The 23,341-nt window shown below is 44.8% G+C and carries 22 protein-coding genes; 9 read left to right on the forward strand and 13 right to left on the reverse strand.

The window, feature by feature from the left end; genetic code table 11:
- The first annotated feature begins 75 nt into the window (after positions 1–75).
- Positions 76–828 (forward strand): alpha-helical endospore appendage domain-containing protein, encoded by a 753-nt coding sequence (locus tag C1A02_RS13340; RefSeq protein ID WP_129588157.1) that lies wholly within the window; start codon positions 76–78, stop codon positions 826–828.
- Positions 829–1,053: 225 nt separating this feature from the next.
- On the opposite strand, the gene C1A02_RS09560 is transcribed toward C1A02_RS13340, so the two are convergent.
- Positions 1,054–1,629, reverse strand: a complete 576-nt coding sequence (locus C1A02_RS09560) for a zinc dependent phospholipase C family protein (protein ID WP_101697970.1) — start codon at positions 1,627–1,629, stop codon at positions 1,054–1,056.
- Between the two features lie 284 nt (positions 1,630–1,913).
- On the opposite strand from C1A02_RS09560, the gene C1A02_RS09565 reads away from it, so the two are divergent.
- Complete coding sequence (locus C1A02_RS09565) at positions 1,914–2,576, forward strand: hypothetical protein (protein ID WP_101697971.1); 663 nt, start codon at positions 1,914–1,916, stop codon at positions 2,574–2,576.
- A gap of 286 nt (positions 2,577–2,862) precedes the next feature.
- Positions 2,863–3,756: a YitT family protein gene (locus C1A02_RS09570; protein WP_101697972.1), complete on the forward strand. Its 894-nt coding sequence runs from the start codon at positions 2,863–2,865 to the stop codon at positions 3,754–3,756.
- Positions 3,757–3,992: 236 nt separating this feature from the next.
- Here C1A02_RS09570 and upp read toward each other — a convergent pair whose 3' ends face one another.
- Genes upp through tsaE form a run of 4 tightly spaced genes read right to left on the reverse strand, consistent with a single transcriptional unit; the run spans position 3,993 to position 6,219 of the window.
- Positions 3,993–4,625, reverse strand: coding sequence for a uracil phosphoribosyltransferase (upp, locus tag C1A02_RS09575; RefSeq protein WP_101697973.1), 633 nt, complete (start codon positions 4,623–4,625; stop codon positions 3,993–3,995).
- 12 nt (positions 4,626–4,637) lie between these two features.
- The gene (rpiB, locus tag C1A02_RS09580) at positions 4,638–5,084 is read right to left on the reverse strand and encodes a ribose 5-phosphate isomerase B (RefSeq protein ID WP_101697974.1); all 447 of its coding nucleotides are present in this window, start codon (positions 5,082–5,084) and stop codon (positions 4,638–4,640) included.
- A gap of 2 nt (positions 5,085–5,086) precedes the next feature.
- Positions 5,087–5,800 carry a tRNA (adenosine(37)-N6)-threonylcarbamoyltransferase complex dimerization subunit type 1 TsaB gene (tsaB, locus tag C1A02_RS09585; protein WP_101697975.1) on the reverse strand — a complete coding sequence of 238 codons (714 nt, stop codon included), beginning with the start codon at positions 5,798–5,800 and terminating at the stop codon, positions 5,087–5,089.
- The gene (tsaE, locus tag C1A02_RS09590; RefSeq protein WP_101698027.1) at positions 5,797–6,219 is read right to left on the reverse strand and encodes a tRNA (adenosine(37)-N6)-threonylcarbamoyltransferase complex ATPase subunit type 1 TsaE; all 423 of its coding nucleotides are present in this window, start codon (positions 6,217–6,219) and stop codon (positions 5,797–5,799) included. The genes tsaB and tsaE overlap by 4 nt, the downstream gene beginning before the upstream one ends.
- A 345-nt stretch (positions 6,220–6,564) precedes the next feature.
- On the opposite strand from tsaE, the gene C1A02_RS09595 reads away from it, so the two are divergent.
- On the forward strand, positions 6,565–7,707 hold the full coding sequence (locus tag C1A02_RS09595) for an FtsW/RodA/SpoVE family cell cycle protein (RefSeq protein ID WP_101697976.1): 1,143 nt from the start codon (positions 6,565–6,567) through the stop codon (positions 7,705–7,707).
- A gap of 682 nt (positions 7,708–8,389) precedes the next feature.
- Here the strand turns inward: C1A02_RS09595 and C1A02_RS09605 are convergent.
- The 5 genes from C1A02_RS09605 to C1A02_RS09625 form a co-directional block, all read right to left on the reverse strand.
- Positions 8,390–9,280 (reverse strand): radical SAM protein, encoded by an 891-nt coding sequence (locus C1A02_RS09605; protein ID WP_101697978.1) that lies wholly within the window; start codon positions 9,278–9,280, stop codon positions 8,390–8,392.
- Entirely contained in the window at positions 9,270–10,115 is an 846-nt protein-coding gene (pgeF, locus tag C1A02_RS09610; protein ID WP_101697979.1) for a peptidoglycan editing factor PgeF, read from the reverse strand. Before pgeF ends, C1A02_RS09605 begins: the two co-directional genes overlap by 11 nt.
- 47 nt (positions 10,116–10,162) lie before the next feature.
- Positions 10,163–11,068 (reverse strand): 3'-5' exonuclease, encoded by a 906-nt coding sequence (locus C1A02_RS09615; protein WP_101697980.1) that lies wholly within the window; start codon positions 11,066–11,068, stop codon positions 10,163–10,165.
- A gap of 208 nt (positions 11,069–11,276) precedes the next feature.
- Positions 11,277–13,091 carry a translational GTPase TypA gene (gene typA / locus C1A02_RS09620; RefSeq protein WP_101697981.1) on the reverse strand — a complete coding sequence of 605 codons (1,815 nt, stop codon included), beginning with the start codon at positions 13,089–13,091 and terminating at the stop codon, positions 11,277–11,279.
- Positions 13,092–13,380: 289 nt separating this feature from the next.
- Entirely contained in the window at positions 13,381–14,154 is a 774-nt protein-coding gene (locus tag C1A02_RS09625; RefSeq protein ID WP_101698028.1) for a Crp/Fnr family transcriptional regulator, read from the reverse strand.
- 243 nt (positions 14,155–14,397) lie between these two features.
- Between C1A02_RS09625 and pflB the strand changes: the two genes are divergently transcribed.
- Both pflB and pflA read left to right on the forward strand, forming a co-directional pair.
- Complete coding sequence (gene pflB / locus C1A02_RS09630) at positions 14,398–16,611, forward strand: formate C-acetyltransferase (protein WP_101697982.1); 2,214 nt, start codon at positions 14,398–14,400, stop codon at positions 16,609–16,611.
- Positions 16,612–16,952: 341 nt separating this feature from the next.
- Positions 16,953–17,690: a pyruvate formate-lyase-activating protein gene (gene pflA, locus C1A02_RS09635; RefSeq protein ID WP_101697983.1), complete on the forward strand. Its 738-nt coding sequence runs from the start codon at positions 16,953–16,955 to the stop codon at positions 17,688–17,690.
- 290 nt (positions 17,691–17,980) lie between these two features.
- Here pflA and C1A02_RS09640 read toward each other — a convergent pair whose 3' ends face one another.
- Positions 17,981–18,898 (reverse strand): phosphotransferase, encoded by a 918-nt coding sequence (locus C1A02_RS09640; RefSeq protein WP_101698029.1) that lies wholly within the window; start codon positions 18,896–18,898, stop codon positions 17,981–17,983.
- Between the two features lie 393 nt (positions 18,899–19,291).
- On the opposite strand from C1A02_RS09640, the gene C1A02_RS09650 reads away from it, so the two are divergent.
- Complete coding sequence (locus C1A02_RS09650; RefSeq protein WP_306437208.1) at positions 19,292–20,410, forward strand: 1-propanol dehydrogenase PduQ; 1,119 nt, start codon at positions 19,292–19,294, stop codon at positions 20,408–20,410.
- An 84-nt stretch (positions 20,411–20,494) separates the two neighbouring features.
- On the opposite strand, the gene C1A02_RS09655 is transcribed toward C1A02_RS09650, so the two are convergent.
- Positions 20,495–20,716: a hypothetical protein gene (locus tag C1A02_RS09655; protein WP_101697986.1), complete on the reverse strand. Its 222-nt coding sequence runs from the start codon at positions 20,714–20,716 to the stop codon at positions 20,495–20,497.
- A 177-nt stretch (positions 20,717–20,893) separates the two neighbouring features.
- Between C1A02_RS09655 and C1A02_RS09660 the strand changes: the two genes are divergently transcribed.
- Both C1A02_RS09660 and C1A02_RS09665 read left to right on the forward strand, forming a co-directional pair.
- Complete coding sequence (locus C1A02_RS09660) at positions 20,894–22,141, forward strand: sensor histidine kinase (RefSeq protein WP_306437207.1); 1,248 nt, start codon at positions 20,894–20,896, stop codon at positions 22,139–22,141.
- Positions 22,138–22,887, forward strand: a complete 750-nt coding sequence (locus C1A02_RS09665) for a response regulator transcription factor (RefSeq protein ID WP_101697987.1) — start codon at positions 22,138–22,140, stop codon at positions 22,885–22,887. Before C1A02_RS09660 ends, C1A02_RS09665 begins: the two co-directional genes overlap by 4 nt.
- 197 nt (positions 22,888–23,084) lie before the next feature.
- On the opposite strand, the gene C1A02_RS09670 is transcribed toward C1A02_RS09665, so the two are convergent.
- Positions 23,085–23,341 (reverse strand): BMC domain-containing protein (locus tag C1A02_RS09670; protein WP_101697988.1); only part of this gene is annotated, 257 nt, incomplete at its 5' end.

Below are 23,341 nucleotides of genomic sequence, written 5' to 3' on the forward strand. Positions count from 1 at the left end.
GACTTTTCAGTGGTTTTGCTAGTACGTCCTATCTTATTTGGGAATAAACTATAGTAATAAGGAAGGAGAATTTTAATGTCCATGCCTGAATTTCCGCCACATGATCCATATCTGACGAGAGATCAGGCGCTTAATATGCTTCTTTCCTCTATTGCAATGGAGGAATTAGCACTCAGCAATATCATGAATGCGGAAAGTGAAAAAATTAAATATATATTGGGAAAGGAATCTCAAACCTGTCCTCAAGAAGTGATTGAGGTAAATAATAGTGTCACCTCTTTGTTAGAAACTGTAGCACAGCTGCAAATGCTCCTGAAAAATAAAATGGAAAAGGTATTAGATAAAATACCATCTCCTCCCCCCCCTCCAAAGCCTTGCCCTCCTCCACCGCCAGATCCCAAACCGCCGCCTTCACCCACCCCACCTGTTTGCTGTCAATGGGCTGTCTGTGGGGAATTTCAATCAAGATGTTTCCGCTGGATTCCCAATAACCGCCTCGTTTTTGAGTCCGGCTGTGGCTGTTCTGCTTTTCTGGCATCCTGTAATCCATCTGCCATTGTGCTTTTACCGGGCAAACAATATTCTCTTGGTTTTTCTGCCACATTGGAATGGAATACAAAAACAGATATTTGCATTGGTTTTGAGGCAGAAAACCAGCAAATTGGGTTTTATCCGAATTCGTTTTCTTCCCCTGCCGGGTGTGTGATTACCGGGGGCGGCGTTGTGTCAACTGTAGCATGTACGCAACCTGTTAAAGTCAGTTTAATTCTGTTATCAAAAGACAGCATTAAAATTCAGAGATCTATTTTAAGAGTAATTGAACTATAAATGGTTCTTATCATCGGTTTGCTTCTAAAAATCAGAATCGAAGTCAAGCTCAATGAAAGCGAAAATTCTCAATTTACCTTTCCAAAAAGAACTTTGCCGTTTTTATCATGGGCAAGGTTCTTTTATCCGTTGTTTTTTGGGAATGAAAAAAGCCAGGGCAGACAGCGGTTTGCTGTCTGCCCCAAAATTTATGACGTTACATTGCGAATAAAGTAAAGTGCCGGTTTATTGCTGAACCACAGGCCAAGCCTGGCAGCGTTCCTGAAAAAACACGTGCAGCACCAGTTCGATACAAGAACGAATCGCATAATACAACTCTATTTCAAAATCTTGTTCTTCCTTAAACTTTTGCTGAATTCTTTGATGCATATGTTCATAGATTTCATCAGCGTCCAATGGAACATCAATGGAGGGAACATAATCCAGTCCCCAAAAATATTCCAGCCTTCGGCTCATATAAAACAACAAATCTTGTTCATATTGAATATGTTCCGAAAGACTGCCGTCAAATTCCGGATTATGAGCCAAGCAAAAAAAATCAGAATAATAGTGACATAATACACCCAGTCGTTTCGACAGGCGCCGGTTATCGTCTTCCCATTCCGAACGGCACATGCGGGCAATTTTTCTGCGCATGAGTTCACGGCAGTAGCGCATCCGGTGCGGCCGAAGAAACGAAAGGGAATGATCCGGGCTGGTGTTTCCCTTTAAAAAGCTGGCTTTATCCAGGTGAACCCCATATTTGTCACGAACATATCCATAAACAATCAGTCCGATTAGCACATGATTCGGACTATTCATATCAGGCATTCCTCTCCCTTTTGGTTATTAGAAACATCGTTTTACACTATACCACATTTTTTCAAAAAGTAAAATCCTTTTTACACGATTCCAAAACTTACTTTATTCCATTATAAAAAAAGTGTGAATTTCTGTGAATGATACTTTCAGCCTGTATAATCATCAACAAACCGTTATTTTTTAGATTTTTTAAATAATTTTCATTGAATAATTCTTTTAAAATAGTCGATAATTAGCAAATTTGCTTTATATTGAAAGGGTATTATAATTTTTAGGAGGCTATTATGAAACGTAAATTAAGCTTGTTGTTGGCATTTTCGCTGCTTATGGTACTTTGCGCGTGTTCACAACAAGCAGCCAACGCCCCAAAAGAGCAACTGGACGGATATTTGACTTATGAAAGTACCAGTCCAAATATCAAATTGCAGTACCCCCCCACCTGGCTGGCCGTTCATTCAGAGGGTGAAAACGATTCCGAAGCACTAAAATCCATTTACGAAAAATCGGGAATTTCGGAAGATACCATAGAGCAATCACTAAGCCTTTACGACTTTGTACTGTTTGATTCAGAACTGGCTCTTCAGGACTGTGCGTCCAATCTAAATCTTATCTCTGTAGAAATGCCTGGATTTCAGGCCTCTAGCTTAAAGGGAAAAGAAGTACTGGATAGTATGAAAGAACAAACTGCGTTTGCCAGAGCACTGGACGGCGAAGACTTTGCTTTTGTTTCCGAACCGGAAAACAAAACAATCGCCGGCAATTTATATGTTATTTATCAATTTAATTACACGAAATCAGACATTCCCCTGTCTATTTATCAGGCCATTACCGCTTTTGACGAAACAATATATACCTTTACTTATACCACCCGTCAGGGAAGTTTGGATGATGCAAAACTGACCGAAATCAACAATGTTTTATCTTCCATTCAATTTACCAATGCATAAAAAGCCTCTGGCTCAATGCATGGCGTAATCAAACAGCCTGATGATACACACAACCAAAATGGCGAATGTTAAAATAAAAATGCCTGCATTGCCGGCATTTTTATTTTTCTCTTAATCAATAAAATCCACTCTAACGCAAAAGCATTGCACGATTTTTTTCTTTTTAAATTTATAACCGGGCTTCATCGATTCCGCATAAATTGCTTGACTATTCCGGTTCTACCGATATAATGTGTGTATATACATATCAATTGGAAATAAATGAAACAAATCAGGGGGAAAAGATATGCAAAAAACGCGTATCCTGCGCAAGGAAAAAATGCAGATGCTGTCCGGCTATTTCTTTTCGGTTTTAGGCGGAATCATTTGTGCGACAAACTTGAATACCATCATCATTCCATTAAAGCTATTTAACGGCGGATTTGTGGGTATTTCGCAAATTATGTCTGATTTCTTAATTCATGTATTGCATGTAAACATTCCCCCTACGTTTAATTTCTCTGGCTTTTTCCTGCTTTTGCTGAACGTTCCCCTGATGCTTTTGGCTTATCGGGAAATCAGCCGAGTTTTCTTTATCAAATCGGTGCTAACTGTAGCTTGCCAGTCTGTGGCTATGATGATCATTCCGGTGCCTTCCTCCCCCATTATCAGTGATTACCTGACCGCCTGTATTATTGGCGGCTTGATAGCCGGCAGCGGAATCGGCCTGATGCTGCGCTCTGGCGGTTCCGGCGGCGGAACAGACATCATCGGCGTTTACTGCTCTAAAAAATTCCCCGATATGAGTGTGGGCAAGCTTTCCATCTCTGTCAGCAGTCTGGTTTTCTTCTATTGCCTGTTCCGCTATGAAGTAGAAATTGTGGTTTACTCCATCATTTTTGCAGCCGTCACCTCGCTGGTGGTAGACCGGGCCCATTATCAAAACATAAAGTCCAGCGCCATGATTTTTACCAAGCATCCGGAAGTGGCCGATACAATTGTGCAGCTTTTGCAAAGAGGCGTCACTTGCTGGCAGGGCTATGGAGCTTATACCCACGAGTCCTCTTACATCTTCATGACGGTCGTTTCTAAATTTGAAATTAATCGAATCAAAAAGATCGTGCACGACATTGATCCACAGGCATTCATTATCATCAATGACCGCCTGGATATCAGCGGAAACTTCATCAAGCGCTTATAGATTCTAAAACCAATGAAATACTTGAGGGTATCTTAATAAAAGATTCTCTTTTCAAAAGAACCAAAGCAGGGAATTGCACCTGCTTTGGTTCTTTTAATCATACAAAGCGGTTCTCTGCCATCTGCCCTGGCGTGATAGAAAACAAAAAAAGAGATTCTCCCTAAAACCGGCGGAATTTCACCGCGCCTTAGGCAGCATCTCTTTTTTAATTTAAAATAGTTTCAAAAAACGAAGACTCACTGAGTACCGAAAATACGGTCGCCCGCATCGCCTAAACCGGGAACAATGTACCCCTGCTCATTCAGGCACTCATCAATATGGGCACAATAAATCGGCACATCGGGATGCGCCTTAACCAACGCCTCAACACCCTCAGGAGCAGCGATAATGCACATAAATTTAATGCTTTTGGGATGGCTTCTCTTAATGATGGTAATGGCATCCACTGCGGAACCGCCTGTCGCCAGCATGGGATCCAAAACAATCACATCACGCTCGCTGGTATCTTGGGGCAGCTTGCTGTAGTATTCCACCGGCTGCAATGTTTCATGGTCACGGTACAGACCAATATGCCCAACCTTTGCGGCAGGAACCATCTCTAAAACAGCATCTACCATACCAAGGCCGGCACGCAGAATCGGCACAAAAGCCAGCTTGCGACCCGAAAGCACCTTTGTGGTAGCAACAGAAACCGGTGTTTCCACCTGTGTTTCTACCAGCGGCAGATCCCGTGTTGCATCATAACACATCAGCATAGCAACCTCACCGATCAGGCTGCGAAACTCTTTTGATCCGGTGTTTTTATCCCTTAATAAAGTCAGCTTGTGTTGGATTAGAGGGTGTGTCATTTCAAAAACTTGATGTTCCATTCGTGTACTCCTTTACAGCTTTTCTCCGTTTTCTATTTGTTCAATTTGCGCGATCCGTCTGGCATGGCGGCCGCCTTCAAAAGGTGTTTCTAAAAACAGCTTTGCCAGTTTCACCGCTGTTTCCTCATCGATTACACGCCCGCCCATACAAAGAACATTGGCGTCATTGTGCTGACGAGTAGCCTGTGCACAGAACTCATTGGTGCAAACGGCCGCACGGATTCCCTTGACCTTATTGGCCGCAATAGAAATGCCAATGCCCGTGCCGCAACACAAAATTCCCTGCTCCGCTTTCCCCTGTGCCACATCGCTGGCTACCTGAAAAGCAAACGGTGCATAATCCACCGAATCTTCGCTGTAGCAGCCATAATCTTTGTACGGGATGGAATTTTGTTCCAAATAGGCCCGAACCGCTTCCTTTAAACGAAAGCCGCCATGGTCTGCTCCTAATACTACCATGCTTAGTCCTCCTTCTGATTTTCCAGCCGTTTTTTCAGCTCGCGCTCCGCCTGAGGCAGGCGCAGGTATACAGGCAGCAGTTCCCCGGCGGGTACCGCTTGTCCCTGCAAACAGGCCCGATACGCCGCTTTTCCCACACCAAAAGCCCGCTGATAAAGAGACGGTTCCGGCGGAAGAAGAGCAGAAAGCTCCTGAAACCCGTTTGTATTATAACATAATTTAGCTCCATCTCCAACAAGAAATAAAGAGCTGTTAAAGTTTTTACATTCTTGTGCCAAGTCCTCAATTGAAATGGCTCGATCCGGAGTCAATCGCTGAAATCCATCCTTTGTCAGTTGAAACAGAGCATTATAAACCTGTTCCCGCCGGGCATCCATCACCGCACATACCACGGCGCCGGGACAAGACAGGTTATAGGCCATTGCCTCTAAGGTAGAAACCCCCACACAAGGCTTATTCTGTGCCATTGCCATCCCTTTTACACAGGCCACCCCAATACGCACCCCGGTAAAAGAACCGGGGCCTGCTGCCGCGGCAAACAGGTCAATTTCATTGATGGATATTCCGGTGCAATCTAACACCTGTTGAACCATAGGCATCAGTGTCTGGCTGTGAGTCTGTTTGGTATGAATAAAAAATTCCCCCAGCAGACGGTCATCCTCCATCACAGCTGCGGAGGCCGCCACGGCTGTGGAATCGATTGCAAGAATTTTCATGGCTCTATCCCCTCTATTTGGAAAACTCGCTCCTGCTCTGTCTTTCCTGCCGCTATTTCTATGCGAATTGCGTCAGGCGGAAGCGCTCCCTCTATATTTTCACTCCATTCGATTACCAAAACAGCCTCTGTGTCCAGATAATCGAAAAATCCGGTGGAATACAGGTCGTCCCAGCTATCCACCCGAAACATATCAAAATGATAGACCGTCAGGCGGCCATGATACTCATTGACCAGTGCAAAGGTGGGGCTGCTGACCCCGGAAGAGATTCCAAGCCCATCTGCCAGACCCCGAGTGAATGCGGTTTTCCCCATCCCCATGCCGCCGAACAGCGCAAGGACTTCTCCCCCACCCAGCTTTTGCGCAATACGGCGCCCCAGTTCTTCTGTCTGTGCAGGCGAGTCTGTGACAATCTCCAACATAAATCCTCCTTTAAAAATCGTGCAAATAATCCGATGCTGGGCCAAAACTTTTAGACCCGACAGATTATTTCAATATATTATTGCAATCAGCTGCCTAATGTGGGCAGGCCAAACCTTTTTATATGCGTCTAGTTTTCAGTTCTATCTGAGTCAGCGGCATATTTCATCCCGCTATGTTGCTGTTGTGTGCCAACACAAACAATCATCTTAGGTTCTTTCAGCCGCTAAAAGCGCCGCTTGTGAGTGCGGCGTCAAGTTATTATACCACATCCTGTATTCGGATAAAAGTATTTGCTTGAACTTTAGTGCCTTTAATCATATAATAGGACAAGAGGTGAAATTATGGTGTTAGAATCCTTTCGATCGTATTTTCGGCGCACAAACAAACCCCTGTGGCTGATTATGATATCCATTTCAGTATTTGGGCTGCTGCTGGTTGCCAGCGTGACTCGAGCATTTAGCGTAAACTATTTTAAAACACAGTTAATCGCTGTGATTTTAGGGTACATTGCCGCATTTATTCTGACTCGCCTGAACTATCGGGAAATATCAAATTTCTGGTATCTGGTGGCGGGATTTTGTATTTTTCTAATTATTTACACACTGATTTTTGGACATGCTGCCACGGGAACTTCTGGTGTTGATGCCAGGGCATGGATCAAACTGCCCGGCGGAACTACGTTTCAGCCCTCTGAACTGGCCAAAATCGGCTTTATGATTACCTTTTCCAAGCATTTATCGGTTCTGGAGGAACGGGGACTTTTAAAATCCCCATTGTATGTGGTTTCTTTAGGGGCGCACGCCCTGATTCCCATGCTTTTGACCCATTTTCAGGGCGATGACGGTGCTGCTGTGATTTTTTTCTGCATGTTTTTGGCTATGTCCTTCGCAGCCGGAATACAGCTTCGCTATTTTGCTTTGGTTTTCGGCGCAATGATGATAGGTGCCCCCATTGCCTGGCAATATGTTTTGGCAGATTATCAAAAAACCCGCCTGATTAACATGATGAATCCGGAAGCCGATCCTCTCGGTGCAGGGCTTCAGCAGATCCAAGGAAAAATCTCGATTGGTTCCGGCCAAATCTTTGGGCGCGGTCTGTTTGAAGGTCCTCGGGTAGCCCGCAACAGCGTTCCCATTCAGCAAAGTGATTTTATCTTTTCAGTTGCAGGCGAGGAACTGGGGTTCCTCGGAACTTCTCTGATTCTGTTTTTACTGTTAGCACTGCTTTTGTGCACCCTGTACTGCGCCAGAAAAGCAAGTGATCCGCTGGGAACCTATCTGTGCTTTGGATTTTTTGGAATGATTGCTTCTCAAACGATTTTTAATGTAGGCATGTGTTTGAGTCTTCTTCCTGTTATGGGTGTAACGCTCCCCTTTTTCAGTGCCGGCGGTTCTTCCACAGCTTGTTTGTATTTGGGCTTTGGACTGGTGCAGAGCGTGTATATGTTTCAGCATGATACCGATAAGGTTCGATTACGGCTTTAAACGAATCAAAATAAAAAGAAGAAGTCCCTGCTTTTTAGGCAGGGACTTCTTCTTTACTGCATTATATGAATCATAAGAAGGGATGGCAAAAGTAAAATAAGGCTGGTTTTGAATGCAAAAATAAAAATCTAACAAAACAACAAATGTCTGTCTAAATCGTTAAAACCCCAATATATTCCAAAATTATCCACAGAATCACAGCTATGAAAAGGCAGACACAAGACACGGCAATCATAACAACGCTGCTCTTTGACAAAATGGAAAATAGGGTGCTGTTCTTTTTTAAATAATCAATATCAGATTTTTTCTTTTCTGCATTCCTTGCATAATAATACTGGTTGGTTAAAAACATTCCTACAGTGCTGATCAGCAGCAGCTTGCCGGTGTTTTGATAAGTGAAAATCCGAAAAAAAGAAACCCATAGCAAGCAGATAAAAAATAAGGAACATATTTCAACAATATAATATTTAACATATCGGCTCACACAAATTCCCTCGTCTCCATGGTGATAAAAGCAGATATCCACAGCAGCCTATTAACATTGGTTGAAATAAATTCTTCCTATTATTAAAACAAATGACACAGTGGTTTTGTGACCATTTTTCGAAAAATAATAAAAAAAAGAGGAAAGTTCCATAAATCTTGGAAACTTTCCTCTTTTTTCATACACTTCTCCGTTTGTTTACTTCAGTCCCTGCAAATCAAAAGGTGGAATATATCCTTTTTGAGCCGACGAACGCTCCTGTACAAAACCATCTAACCCAGTTTCCATCAGGCAATGTTCTACCTTCTCAAATTCGCGGACCGTGATAGAACGGTTAATTTCCGGAAACTGCGCCGCTTTGCCGCAGGGAACATACTGAGCCATTAAACTGACGGGAACACCCGACGGCAGGTTATCTCGCAGCCACTCTAATACCGCAATGGATTCTCGTGTATTTCCCGGTAAAATCAAATGCCGCACCATAGTCCCTTTCACCAGAATTCCCTGTTCATCAAACTGTGCCGGGCCGGTTTGTCTTAGCATTTCTAAAATCGCTTTTTGGGCATATTCCGGATAATCCGGCGCTCCGGAGTATCGGCCGGCGATATGGGGAGTCACATATTTTAAATCCGGCAAATAAACATCCACCAGACCCTCCAACATTTGCAAAGTTTCTTGCGTTTCATATCCGCTGCTGTTATAGACAACCGGAACAGGTACCGGGCGTAAACGCAAAGCCTGTGCAATGGGAAGGGCAAATTGCGTGGGGCTGACCAGATTGATATTATGAGCCCCCTGCTCTATCAAACGCTGAAACACATCGGCCAGCTCAGGAATCGTCAGTTCCTTTCCGACAGCCCGCCGGGTGCTGATTTCATAGTTCTGGCAAAAAACACATCCTAAAGTACAGCCGGTAAAAAATACCGTTCCGGATCCTTTTGTACCGCTGATACAGGGTTCCTCCCAAAAGTGAAGGGCTGCACGGGCCACCATCGGGTGAATTCCCATTTGACAGAACCCCTTCCCTTGTGAAGGCTCTCTGCGCACACCACAGTGGCGGGGGCACAGACTGCACTGCTCAAGAATCAAAAGAGTGCGCCTCCTTCAAGGCCATCATAGCTGTCATGCCGCCCCGTTTGTCCCCCATCAAACGGTGAGAAAAGAACAGTTCGGGATGACACTTGGTGCAGACCTCTCCCACGGTAATATTCTGATCCGGAATTCCGGATAACACCAGAATCCGGCGGTTGCATTCCCACAAATCCAGCAGGTACTTACCGCCGCCCAATTCTTTCATAAGTTCCAGCGGAATCAAATCCTCATGCTGCATCACCTGATCCCGCACCACGTCGTCCACCTCATAACAACACGGCCCAATAGAAGGGCCGACAGCCGCCAGCAAATCCTGGGGATTGCAGCCAAACTCTTTTTGCAAAGTGTTTGTCATGATTTCTCCGATCCGCTGTACCGTGCCACGCCAGCCGGCATGTGCCAAACCAATGACCCGCTTCACCGGATCAAAGAAATAAAGGGGCACACAATCGGCATAGCTGGTCACCAAAGTAATGCCGGGAACATTGGTGTAAAGGCCATCCACACTGGGCATATCACGGGGTCTGGTAAACCCTATTCCCTTTTCTGCATTTGTCACCCGCCGCAGCACGGTGTGATGATCCTGTGCAGAGGACACCAATCCATCAAAGGAATAGCCCACTGCATCACAAATACGGCGGTAATTTTCCAGCACATTCTCTCTTGCGTCCCCGGGGCGGAAGTTTAGATTCAGGCTTTCAAACTCCCCCTGGCTTACACCGCCCAAACGGGTGGAAAAAGAATGGAGCAACTGCGGATAGTGATCAAAAACCGGAAAAGTAAGATAAGATACCCCATTTTTCTCTTTTTGTTCCATGTGATTCAGCTGCATAGTCTACCTCCTGAATAATACTCCGAAAAGCGGAAAATCCGCCGGGTTCAGGAATCCAACTCCTGTAACTCCTCGGCGGAATCCGTAAGGTCTTCCCCTTCCTGCTCGGTTTCTTCGGGCTGAAACGGAAGGTTTTTCTTTTTGATAATTAATCCGTCATACTTTAGTTTTAACTGAATCCGCCCCACAAAACGGTAATCGCAGGGTGCGCAATAAAAATCCGCCCGAAAGCTTTTGTTTTTAATAATCCAGTCACCCAAGCGCTCGGCCTCCCGGCCGCACTGGTCACAGTATACCGTCATGTCGGCCGTTTGCACCAACGGATGATCCCAATCGGACAAAACGACAGTCTTAAAGGTCAGCCGGGGATAAAAATCCGGGTCGTCTGCATCCTGAACCATCGACAAAAATGCCTCTTTTTGATAAAGAATCCGAAAACAATCCAGCGAAAGCATACTGTCATTCAGCGCCCGGTGATGCTCTGATTCCTCTTCTTCAATTCCCAGAAGACTTGCACAGGTGGAAAGCCCCATCTGCATACCGCCGATCCCGGGAAGCCGTGATTCGCAATACCGCTGCAAATCCACATATTCCTTTAAAAAAGGAATATGTCCGTTGCCGCAAAAATACCGGCAATTCTCAATCAAAGCCAATAGATCAGAGGTTCCCCAGGTCATCAGTATTCCATCGCCGGCCCACTTTTTAAAACGGCTGACCGCCTGCATGAACAGGATGCCATCTTCCAGATCTTCGTTGCGCAGCCGGGTTAGATTTTGTATCTTACCGCTGATTTTCTTCCCAACCTGTGGCCGGACAAAAGCGTGAAAAGTATCCACAACGGTCAGGCTTTCATCTACCCTGACCGCTCCGAATTCGATGATTTCATTGATATAGCCCTTCAGCCGGCGGCTATAGGTTCCGTTCCATTCCAAATCTAAGATGATCAAATTCATTGGCTTCTCCGGGCTTATCGAATAAGCAAAAGCGCCTATTCAAAATTTATAGTTTCAAACAATTGCCCAGCCCTGATTCAAAAAGGAAAAGCAATGGGCTGCGGCGCAAAACACCGACAAAGCACATTCTGTATACCAAATACTTTTTGACGCAATCGGCTCAGAATGCTTCAGCGGCCAAACTTTTCCTTTTCCAAACAAGGTCTGATTATTTTTTCATTTTTTTCATGCGCTGTTCTTTATTTAAAATCATTTTGCGCATACGAATCGATTTTGGGGTAACCTCAACCAATTCGTCATCGGTGATAAATTCCAAAGACTGTTCCAAGCTTAAAACCGTGTGAGGAGTCAGCTTTAATGCATCGTCAGAACCAGATGCACGGGTATTGGTCACATGCTTTTTTTTGCACACATTAACCGCGATGTCTTCTTGCTTGGGGCTGGCGCCAACAATCATGCCTTCGTAAACCTCTACACCCGCACCAATAAACAGCTTGCCGCGATCTTGGGCAGCAAACAGGCCATACGCAGTGGTTTGCCCTGTTTCATGCGCCACCAAAGAGCCTTGGGGACGCTGCATAATATCGCCGCGGTACGGTTGATAAGAATCAAACACATGGTTCATAATGCCGTTGCCGTTGGTGTCCGTCATAAACTCTGAACGGTACCCCATCAGGCCGCGGGCAGGAATCTTAAATTCCATATGGGTAATGCCAGATTCTCTGGTTCCCATGTTAACGATTTCCGCTTTGCGGTATCCCAGCTTTTCCATAACGGCGCCCACATAATTGTCCGGCACTTCAATCATCAAAAGCTCGATGGGCTCGTGTCTTTTGTCCTGAATGGTCTTGTAAATCACACTGGGACGAGACACCTGAAACTCAAAGTTCTGACGGCGCATGGTTTCAATCAAAATAGAAAGATGCAGTTCTCCGCGGCCAGACACTTTAAAGGTATCTGCAGATTCTGTTTCTTCCACACGCAAAGCCACGTTGGTTTCCACCTCTTTAAACAGGCGGTCACGCAGATTGCGAGAAGTAACGAATTTGCCTTCTTTTCCCGCAAAGGGGCTGTTGTTTACCATGAACATCATGGAAACGGTGGGTTCGTCAATCTTGACAAAGGGCAGCGGCTCCACACAATCAGGTGAACAAGCCGTTTCGCCGATATTTAAATCGGTAATGCCTGAAACAGCCACGATATCACCCAAGGCGGCAGCTGTCACTTCTACACGCTTTAACCCTTCAAACTGATACAGCTTTACAATGCGGGAATTTCGGTTGCCGTCTTCATGGCCGCACAGCACAACTGCCTGGCCATCGCGGATTCTGCCGCGTTCCACACGACCAATGCCGATGCGTCCCACATACTCATCATAGTCAATATTTGAAAACAGAACCTGAGCCGGCCCTTCCAAATCGCCCTGAGGGGCCGGAACATTCTGAAGAATCGCTTCAAATAAGGGAACCATGTTTTCACCCGGTTTTTCCAGATCCAAAGATGCATAGCCATCTCGTCCGGAAGCATAGACCACCGGGAATTCCAGCTGGCTTTCGTCGGCGCCCAGTTCAATGAACAGATCCAGAACCTCGTCGATTACTTCCAGCGGACGTGCACCGGGACGGTCAATTTTATTCACCACTACCAAAGGCTTTTTGCCAAGGCCCAATGCCTTTTTCAGAACAAAACGGGTTTGAGGCATACAGCCTTCAAACGCATCCACCAGCAGAAGAACTCCGTCAACCATCATCAGAATTCGTTCTACTTCACCGCCAAAATCAGCATGGCCAGGTGTATCCACAATGTTAATTTTGGTGTCTTGATACATCACAGCCGTATTTTTAGCAAGAATTGTGATCCCGCGCTCGCGCTCCAGATCATTGGAATCCATCACTCGTTCGGCTACTGTTTCATTGGCGCGAAAGATTCCGCTTTGGCGCAGAAGCTGGTCAACCAGCGTGGTTTTGCCGTGGTCAACGTGCGCAATAATCGCAATATTTCTTAAGTCATTTCTAACGTCCATCAAATTACCTCTTTTTACAAAATAACAAACATTTCATAGTATAACATACTTTTCCCGATTTTCATAGAAAGTGCTGCAAACAAATCCTACAAAGTTTGTGTAAAAAAGAACCCGTTTGCACAGACGGTTTGCATAGGAAATCACAGAAAAGACAGCCAACCCTTTGCTTGTGTCAGCCGTCTTTTTCATTATTTTTTACAGTTTATCGGGTGTTTTTTCCATAGAAGAACCAAAGAAAAAGCAAAAAATGGGAGTTTTCATTTTTTGCAAACGTTTTGTTTTACTGAATTTAGATCGAATCGCCTGACAGATTCCCGGCTTCTTTTTCCGAAGGAATCCCCACCCCCTGCTCCCCTGCCGCAATGTCTTTTAAAACCTCTGGCTGCAAAAGAAGAATTTTTTTATTCCCCATGGGGCGGATGATCCTTTCCCCTTCTAACTGCCCCAGCTTTCGGCTAAGTGTTTCACGCGCCACTCCCAAATAGTTGGCCAGCCCTTCGCGGCTCAGCGGCAAAACCACAGCCGGCCCCTGGGGTGTTTGCACACCGTATTTGCGGTAAAAATCCAGCAAAAGCGCGGCAATTCGGGAATCTAATTTTTGATTGCAGGCATTGTGCACCGCATGCTCCAGCGCAATTACCCGTCGCCCCAAATCCTCAATACAGCGCTGAGCTAATGTGGGACGTGTGGAAATCATTTGCTGAAAATGCTCGCGGGAAAAGGAACAGGTTTCACAGGCCTGAAGCGCTACCACATTGTAGTTAGCCCGCTGATCCCCGAATAAATATTGCTCCCCGAAAAAATCATTTTTCGAAAAAATATACAGAATTTTTTCCTGTCCATCCGAAGTAATTCGGCAAGCCTTAGCGCTCCCTTTGCTTAATATGGTAATAGCGTGTGGCATAGAACCCTGGGCCAGAATGATTTCTCCTTTGCTGTATTTGCGATATATCATCCGGTCCGCAATTTCTTCAAAATCTTCTGGTTCCAGCGCAGAAAACAAAGGAACCTTATGTACGCACAGCTCTTTCAGGCAATTAAAGCATTTTCGATTACAATTCAATGTTCCAAATCCCTCTTTTCGCACGGCGCAATCCATCATCCAGATCTATTTTTTCTTTCATTATAAGGAAATGTTCATTTTTTGTCAAAGTGATCGAAATAATTTTTTAAAAGAATCATTCCTTCTGATTTGCTTGTTAATTGTGATACAAGTCACAGTATAAATTTTCACTTGTTAGTATAATGTAACTCGTAAAGAGGTTTTCTGATTCGATTGATTTCCAAACAGAAGGGAGCATGCCTAATGTCTTTTGCAGAAGGTCTGTGGACCAAGAAAATTGACACACGCGATTTTATCCTTTTAAACTTCACCCCTTATGATGGGGATGAAAGTTTTCTGACACCCCCCAGCGAAAACACGAAAAAGCTGTGGGAGGAACTTTCAGCCAAGATGAAAGTAGAAAACGAGCGCGGCGGTGTATATGATATTGACGAACACACCATATCCACCATCACTTCTCACGATCCCGGCTATATCAACAAAGAATTGGAAACTATTGTCGGTGTTCAAACCGATGAACCGCTCAAGCGATCTATCATGCCTTTTGGCGGAATCCGGCTGGTTCATACCGAGCTGGAAACCTATGGCCGCAAGCTTCCGCAGGAAATCAACGAAGTATTCCGGTATCGCAAAACGCACAATGACGGTGTATTCGATGTTTACACCGATGAGATGAAACTGGCACGTCACTGCGGAATTATCACCGGTTTGCCAGATGCCTATGGACGGGGCCGCATCATCGGCGATTACCGCCGGGTGGCTCTATACGGCACTGCTTTTCTCATTGAGCAAAAAAAGAAAGCAAAAAAAGAGTATGTGTCTGCCACTATGGACAGCGATTTGATGCAGCTTCGCGAAGAAATCAGCGAACAGATTCGCGCTTTGGGCGAACTGACCGAAATGGCGGCGTCCTATGGATTTGATATTTCCAAACCCGCTTCCAACACCAAAGAAGCCATTCAGTGGCTGTATTTTGGCTATTTGGCTGCTGTAAAAGAACAAAACGGCGCAGCAATGAGCTTGGGGCGTGTTTCTACCTTTTTGGATATTTACGCCGAGCAAGACCTGAAAAACGGCATCTTCACCGAAGAACAGATTCAGGAAATGGTAGATCATTTCGTGATGAAGCTGCGCATTGTCCGTTTTCTGCGCACCCCAGATTATGACGAGCTATTCAGCGGCGACCCCACCTGGGTAACCGAAGCTTTGGGCGGAATCGCACTGGACGGGCGGCATATGGTCACAAAAATGACCTATCGTTTTTTGCATACCCTAACAAATCTGGGCCCTGCCCCAGAACCTAACCTGACGGTATTGTGGAGCGTTCATTTGCCAGACAATTTCAAAAAATACTGCGCCAGGGTTTCTATTGAAACCTCTTCCATCCAGTATGAAAACGACGATATCATGCGCCCGAAATACGGCGATGATTACGGCATTGCCTGCTGTGTTTCCGCTATGCGGATTGGAAAGCAGATGCAGTTCTTCGGCGCGCGCGCCAATTTAGCCAAAGCGCTTCTATACGCCATTAACGGCGGAAAAGACGAACGCTATGGAATGCAGGTCGGCCCCGAACTGGCCCCCATCACATCGGAATATCTGGATTATGATGAGGTTCGCCGTAAATTTGATGCTGTGTGCGATTGGCTGGCCAATTTGTACATCAACACCTTAAACGTGATTCACTATATGCACGACAAATATTGCTATGAACGAATTGAGATGGCTTTGCATGACGAAGAAGTTCTTCGCACCATGGCCGCCGGTATTGCCGGATTGAGCGTAGTAGCAGACAGCCTTTCTGCAATTAAACATGCCAAAGTAAAGCCGGTTCGCAACGAAGAAGGACTGGCAGTGGACTTTATCATTGAGGGCGATTATCCCAAATACGGCAATAATGACTCAGAAGCCGACGATATCGCTAGTGAGATCGTCAGCAGCTTTATGCACAAACTGCGCCGCCAAAAAACCTATCGCAATTCGCTTCAAACCATGTCGGTTCTGACCATCACCTCTAACGTGGTGTATGGCAAAAAGACGGGAACCACCCCCGACGGACGCAAAAAGGGAGAACCTTTTGCACCGGGCGCCAACCCTATGCACGGCCGTGACACCAGCGGTTCAGTGGCCAGCATGAAGAGCGTGGCGAAGCTTCCTTATGATGATTCTGAAGATGGTATTTCTTACACATTCAGCATCATTCCCGATGCTTTGGGCAAGCTGAAAAAGCAAAAAACAGAAAATCTGGTGTCGCTTTTAGACGGCTACTTCCTGGAAACCGGGCATCATATCAATGTCAATGTATTTGACCGAGAAACCCTGCTGGATGCTATGGATCATCCGGAAAAATACCCGCAGCTGACCATCCGCGTCAGCGGCTATGCCGTCAACTTTATTAAGCTGACCCGTGAACAGCAGAAAGAGGTACTCAGCCGTACTTTCCACGAAAAATTTTAAGAGAAAACCATTTTGACAGAATAATATCAGACTGCTGAATCAGGTTTAAATATCAGTCCGCTCCATCTAGGGGCATTGTTTCCCGCTGATGATTGCCCCTATGGAGCCGCATCACTGAATTCTATAAAAAGAACAGCCCTACAAAGGCGGCACATTGCCGCCTTTTCGTTCTGTTAAAAAACGACCATTCGCCAACCAGCCCTCGTCCGGCATGAGGGCTGAACCAAAAAGCAAAATGGATGTTGTACCATAGCGGTGTAATAAGAAGATGCCAATCCATACACCACACACCAAAACGTAATAAGACAAAGGAAAAATTCCAAAAATCAGGAGGAATCCGAATGGGAATATTGGGGCGTATTCATTCCGTAGAAAGCTTTGGCACAGTAGACGGCCCGGGAATCCGCTATGTGCTTTTTTTGCAAGGCTGCGGCCTGCGCTGTCTTTACTGTCACAATCCGGATACCTGGGATATCTCCAGCGGCAGGCTGGTAGATTCCGAACAGATGGAAAAGGAAATTCTCAGCTACCGTAATTTTATTCGTTCCGGCGGGGTTACCATTTCGGGTGGGGAACCACTGCTTCAGCCCGCTTTTGTGGAAGATCTTCTGAACCGATGTCAGATGCAGGGAATTCATACGGCGGTGGATACCGCAGGGAGTGTTCCCCTTGCTGTCTCTAAACCGGTCATTGATGCTGCAGACATGCTTCTTCTGGATGTTAAAAGCCTTGATGATTCCTTATGTCTGCAATTAACCGGACAAGGACCGGAACACACACTGGAAACACTGGATTACTGCGAGAGCACCCAAAAGCGGGTGTGGCTGCGCCATGTGCTGGTCCCTGGTTTGACCTTGGAAAAAAGCCTGTTGGAAGAACTGGCAGATTATCTGGCTGACTTTTCTTGTATTGAAGTGATAGAACTTCTTCCCTTTCATAAAATGGGGGAATTTAAATGGAAGGAACTGAACCTGAAATACACGCTGGCACACACACCAGAGCCTTCCGCAGAAGAACTGCATATGGTGCAAGAAATTTTTGATAAACGTAGGTTACCCTACCTTTTAAAAGAAGCTTAAATAAAAATATAAGTAAAAAGAGTAAGCCCGATGCTGCCGGACTTACTCTTTTTACTTTGAGAATTATAAACTAAGACATACGGACTGGAAGTCAGTTAGCTGTTTTAAAAACAGTGAGATAACGACGCATGTGGCAGACAAAACAACCCGTATTGTGTTTGTTTTATACTTCTTAAACTCTGGTGCATCTTTTTTATTTGGTATTCCCGTTAGAACAAAAATCACCCCGGTTGTTAAATCGTATTGATACGGTCTAACAACCGGGGTGCCATGCAATGTCCAGCATGCTTTTAGTCCACTTTTACCATTTCAGAAATAGGATACTCGGCGTATTTAGAAAACTCCCGAATGTTTTTTCGGAACCGGTCATACCGAAAAACACAATACTCCAGAAAATCGTCCCCGTTATAATGCCGAATTAGCGCCCAAACTGTCCACAGTAAATCCTGAGCCAAAATATAACACTTGATTTTAGCGATTTCTTCTTTAGCGGGCGGCTGCCCATAATATTCCAGCATCAGCTGATGAATAGCTTCCTCCGACAGGCGGGATTCCAAAATATAAGCTGCCACATCCCAACTGGGATCATTTAGGCCGGCATACTCCCAGTCGATCAGATAAACTTTTCCGCTGTCGCACAGCAAAAAGTTTTCCGGCACAGTGTCATTGTGACACGGAACCAGAGTAATCTGTTTCACATTCTCCTTCACCAAAGTCAGAAGCTGCTGTTTCAGCTCACTATAATCGAAGAAAAAACTGCCGTTGAGTTCCTCTACGATTTTTTCATATTTAACTAATTCTTGCTTCCAGTTAAATTCGTTGGAAAAAAGCCGGGGACTGTTATGGATTGTTTTGATCAGCCGGGAAACTTCACGCATATTGTTCGGATCCTCCGGATTCGCCAGAGCAATATTGCGGCTGCTCTCTACATACCTGCTGATTTTTATGCCGGTATCTTCATCAAAATATATACATGCCGAATTCAGTCCCAATTCGGACGCAATGGCATTGTTTCTTTTCTCAATTCTTCGATCGATCATCTGATCCGTCATACCGCCCGGTTCCCGAATCACATATTCGATTCCATGAATTTTCATGATATAGTTGTAATTTGTTAATCCGCCCGCAAACCGGGATTTATCAAATATAAGGCTGTCATCCTGAAAGACCATACGCAATGTTTGCTGGACTAATTCTTCTATTTTCATACAGTTTTCCACCATAGGTTTCGTTTCTTTTCATCCTTCCGAAAATACAGAGCCATTCAATTTTTTTCATTATAGCAAAAACACCCGCAGGAAACAATGGACTATTGCCGTAAAAAACAGTTTGGCCGCGGAAGATTTTCTGATAGTATTGACAAAAAAGAAAACGCTTTTCGTCCCCATCTGCCGAATCTCACCTTTTCCATGGCTTTTGTGCAAGAAAAAAGAATTTGTACCATATCCCCACACAAAACCCTGAAAGAATCCCAAAAGAGCATGACAAATCTTCCACACATCCGCCCGCCAGTGTGTTATTCTTAAAACAAAGAATTGTACTAAGTCCGATATTGTCAACAAGAAAGGACGGAGAGAGCAATTATTACAAAGCAATTCACTCTGAAATCCAAAGTTTATTTTAACCAGCAATCCATGCAATTTTTAAAAGAAATCAGCGGCTCGCGTGCCTTTATTGTTTCGGATGCCATTATGGAAAAGCTGGGCTACTTACAGCAAGCGATTTGCTATTTAAAAGAAGCGGGCATTGACACCACTGCCTTTACCGAAGTACGGCCGGATCCGGATACTTCTGTGGTTACAGAAGGACTAAAACGCTTTCGGGAAAGCGGTGCGGATATTTTGGTGGCTCTGGGCGGCGGCTCTGCAATTGACACGGCCAAAGGGATTCTGTACTTCGCCTGGAAATTAGGCGACGACCGGGCGTTCCACAAACCGTTGTTTATCGCCATTCCCTCCACCAGCGGAACCGGGTCTGAGGTAACTGATTTTTCGGTTATCACATCGGATGGAGAAAAGGTCTGCATTGTGGATGATTATATCTCACCGGATATTGCAATTCTGGACTCGACCTGTATTCAGCATGTGCCCCAACGTGTAGTGGCAGATACCGGAATTGACGTTCTGGTGCATGCCATTGAAGCATATGTTTCGGTTAACGCCACAGATTTTACTGACGCTTTGGCAGAAAAAGCAATTAAAATTATTTTTGAACATTTAGAAACTTGTTATAAAAACAGCGAAGATTCTGCTGCACGGGATAAAGTGCAAAATGCTTCGTGCATGGCCGGTATGGCTTTTACCAATACCAATTTGGGAATCAACCACAGTCTGGCTCACGCTTTTGGAGCCACGTTCCACATTCCTCACGGACGTTCTAACGCAATCTTGCTAACAGGAGTGTTAGAATACAACTCCAACCTGAAAGGCTCCGCTGACGGATATGCCGCCGAGCGCTACGCCCAACTGGCCGCTGTTTTGGGGCTGCCCGCCCGAACCCACAGAGAAGGCGTTGTCAGCTTCATTCAAGCTGTGGAACAGCTAAAGAAAAAGCTGGATGTAGAAACCAGCATCCGTGCCCTTGGGGTGGAACCGGAACTGTTTGAACGTTCTCTGGAATCCATGGCACAAAGCGCTTTGGCAGATCGCTGCACGCCCAGCAATCCCCGCCAGCCCACCAAAGAGGACTTAATCCAGATTTATCAAAGATGTTATGAATAAAACCGGTTTATAACACGGTGAAAATAACGCAATCTGACTACTATCGGTTCAGCAGGAAAACGCACTCTTTTTATGCTTGGCCTTTCAATCGGCAAGGCTCCCCTCTCTTTTTTCCATGTTTCCTCTTATCCTCCTTAAAATGAGTGCGTTTCTTGCTTTTTTATTTTCTTTTTCCAATGCCCTTCCAACCTCCTTCTGCACAGTTACGGCCTTTAGGGCCCGACTTGCTGGAAGGAGTTTTTTTCGCCCATTTTCCAACGATTTCCTTGTCGTTTTTCCGGTCTGTTCATCAATACTGAGAAGCACTCGCAAACTCACGCATTTGCTGAATTTTTCCTGCTAGGTTTATCTAAAATTCACACCGGATTTGTTTGCTTTTTATGGTATTTTCGTTTACAATAAGAGTATCATTTTTAAAAAATAATCAAGAAAATTCCGCATAAAATCGGGCAGCCTTTTTTGTTTGTTTTACTGGAGGAATCTATGATCAATATGATGTCGGAAACAAAACAAAATCATACCGTTCCAAAAGACGGTACGATGAATCATATGCTTCAAAATTTGATTTCTTCTAACTTATATACCCGGTACAGCGGAATATTATCTTTATCCGATATTTCGATGTTTCTGATTGATACCGATGGCAATATTCTTCTGGAATTTATACCATCACCAGACTTTTGCACTTATGTTTGTCAAGAAAAAAACAACCAGGTTTGCCAAGATTATAAACGGCGCCTGAGTTCTGGGCGGGAAGACTGTTTTGTGTGCCGGCATGGCCTGGAAAACACCCTTTTGCCAATTGCAGTTCATGGGGAAACGGTTGCCTATATTGCCGGAATGCAGGCTTATTTGCCAGATAACGAATATCAAAAATATCTGATTAACATACAGGGACTGCAGGAACAAAAAAATTGCGGCCTAGAATTCATTGCAAAAACAGTTTCATCGCTTAAAACCGTGGAACCCAATAAAATTAAAATTCATCAGCAGCTCTGTTCCCACATTGCAAGAAATATTTCGTTTGATCTTTCTGAAATTGAAACTCATACAGATCCCGATGTGGCCAGGCTCTCTATTGAAAAAGAAATTTTAGAAAAGAAAATCATCGATTTAGAAACCAAAAACATGTCGCTGGTGGTGAATCCGCACTTTTTATTCAATACACTAAACTGCATTGCCCGCATTGCATATTTTGAAAAATCTCACACCACAGAGGAACTGATTTACTGTTTGTCTGACCTGTTACGGTACAATTTAAAGCAAGTGGATAATTTGCATACCATCGGTTCAGAAATCAGCAATATTGAAAAATATCTGCACATTCAAAAGATTCGTTTCAAAAACCGCTTGGATTATGAGATTCACATTTCTGAAAAGATCAAAGCGCATCGAATCCCAAACATGGTCATTATGCCCATTGTGGAGAATGCAATTATTCATGGCCTGATGCCCAAACGTGACGGCGGAAAAGTCAGTATTTACGCAGAAGAAAACGAAAAGGGAATTGTCATCTTTGTAGTGGATAACGGCAATGGATTCCCCAAAGAAGTGCTTGAGAAAATGAAAAAGAAAGAAAATTCTTCCGGTTTGGGATTCCGCAGCACCCACAAGCGTCTGCAAAAATATTTCGGAGAAGGCTATGGCCTTGAAATTGTAAAATCCGATTACAGCGGGAGTACAGTCACCATTACGATTCCTGCACAACTCAACAGGGGGTATACAGAATGAGTGTGGTATTAATCGTAGAGGACGAGATTTTAGAACAGGAATTTCTTCGCTCTGTCGTACAAGACGAGCTTTCACCACAGGATCAGCTTTTCACTTGTGAAAGCGGATTGCAGGCAGTAAAACTGTCAAAGCAGCATCAGCCCAACTTTATTTTTATGGATGTGGTTTTACCGGAAATGGATGGCCTAACCGCCATTCAGGATGTAAAATCTTTTTTACCGGATACCTGTGTCACTGTGTTATCGGCCTATTCCGATTTTAGTTATGCACAGCGTGCAATTGGTTTGGGTGTATTTGATTTTCTTTTAAAACCCATCAAGCCCACTGCCTTTCTTGAAACCTTTCGCAAAATGCGCAATGCTGCCACCCAATCGGTAATGAAAACAGAGGCAATCCCTTCTTCTCAAATAGTCAAAAAAGAGCATCAATGCTTTGTGGAGGAAGCACTTAACTACATTAACGAGCATTTTCGGGAAAGACTCACACTAGAGATGGTCGCGTCTCAAGTATTTGTGAACCCCAAATATTTTAGCCATGTATTTAAACGGGAAACCGGCGTAGCTTTTACGGAATATGTGATTAATCTGCGGATTCAGTATGCGTGCCGTCTTTTAAGCAAAACCAATTATCCGGCTTATCGAATTTCCTTCGAAAGCGGTTTTTCCGATCCCTCTTATTTTAACCGAGTCTTTTGTTCTCGCATGAACATGACTCCTCAGGCGTATCGCCGAACCGCTACTTCTTAAAGAACATACTGTTCTTCTTTTTATTCTTTCGAGAATAAAGCACATAAAAAAAGCTCTCAACCAACAGTCACTGTTGTTTGAGAGCTTTTTCATCATGTTCCATAATTGCAAACTCATGATTTTTCAGAGTGAAAGAATAAAAAGAAAAGCCCCAAAGGAATTCCTTCGGGGCTTCTTGACCAAATTTCCAGCTTCTATTAAGCTTCTTTGTTCATGCTGGGCAGAATTGCTTCGACCTCGGCGTGGGGTCTGGGGATAACGTGGACGGAAACCAGCTCGCCCACGCGCTGTGCGGCAGCAGCGCCGGCATCGGTGGCAGCCTTCACGGCGCCAACGTCGCCTCTGACCATCACGGTTACCAAACCGCCGCCCACGTGCTCTTTGCCGATCAGGTAAACGTTTGCTGCCTTTACCATGGCGTCGGCTGCTTCGATGGAACCTACTAAACCTTTTG

This window comes from Clostridium minihomine (genome assembly GCF_900240385.1).
In the GTDB taxonomy this organism is placed as follows: domain Bacteria; phylum Bacillota; class Clostridia; order Oscillospirales; family Acutalibacteraceae; genus Faecalispora; species Faecalispora minihomine.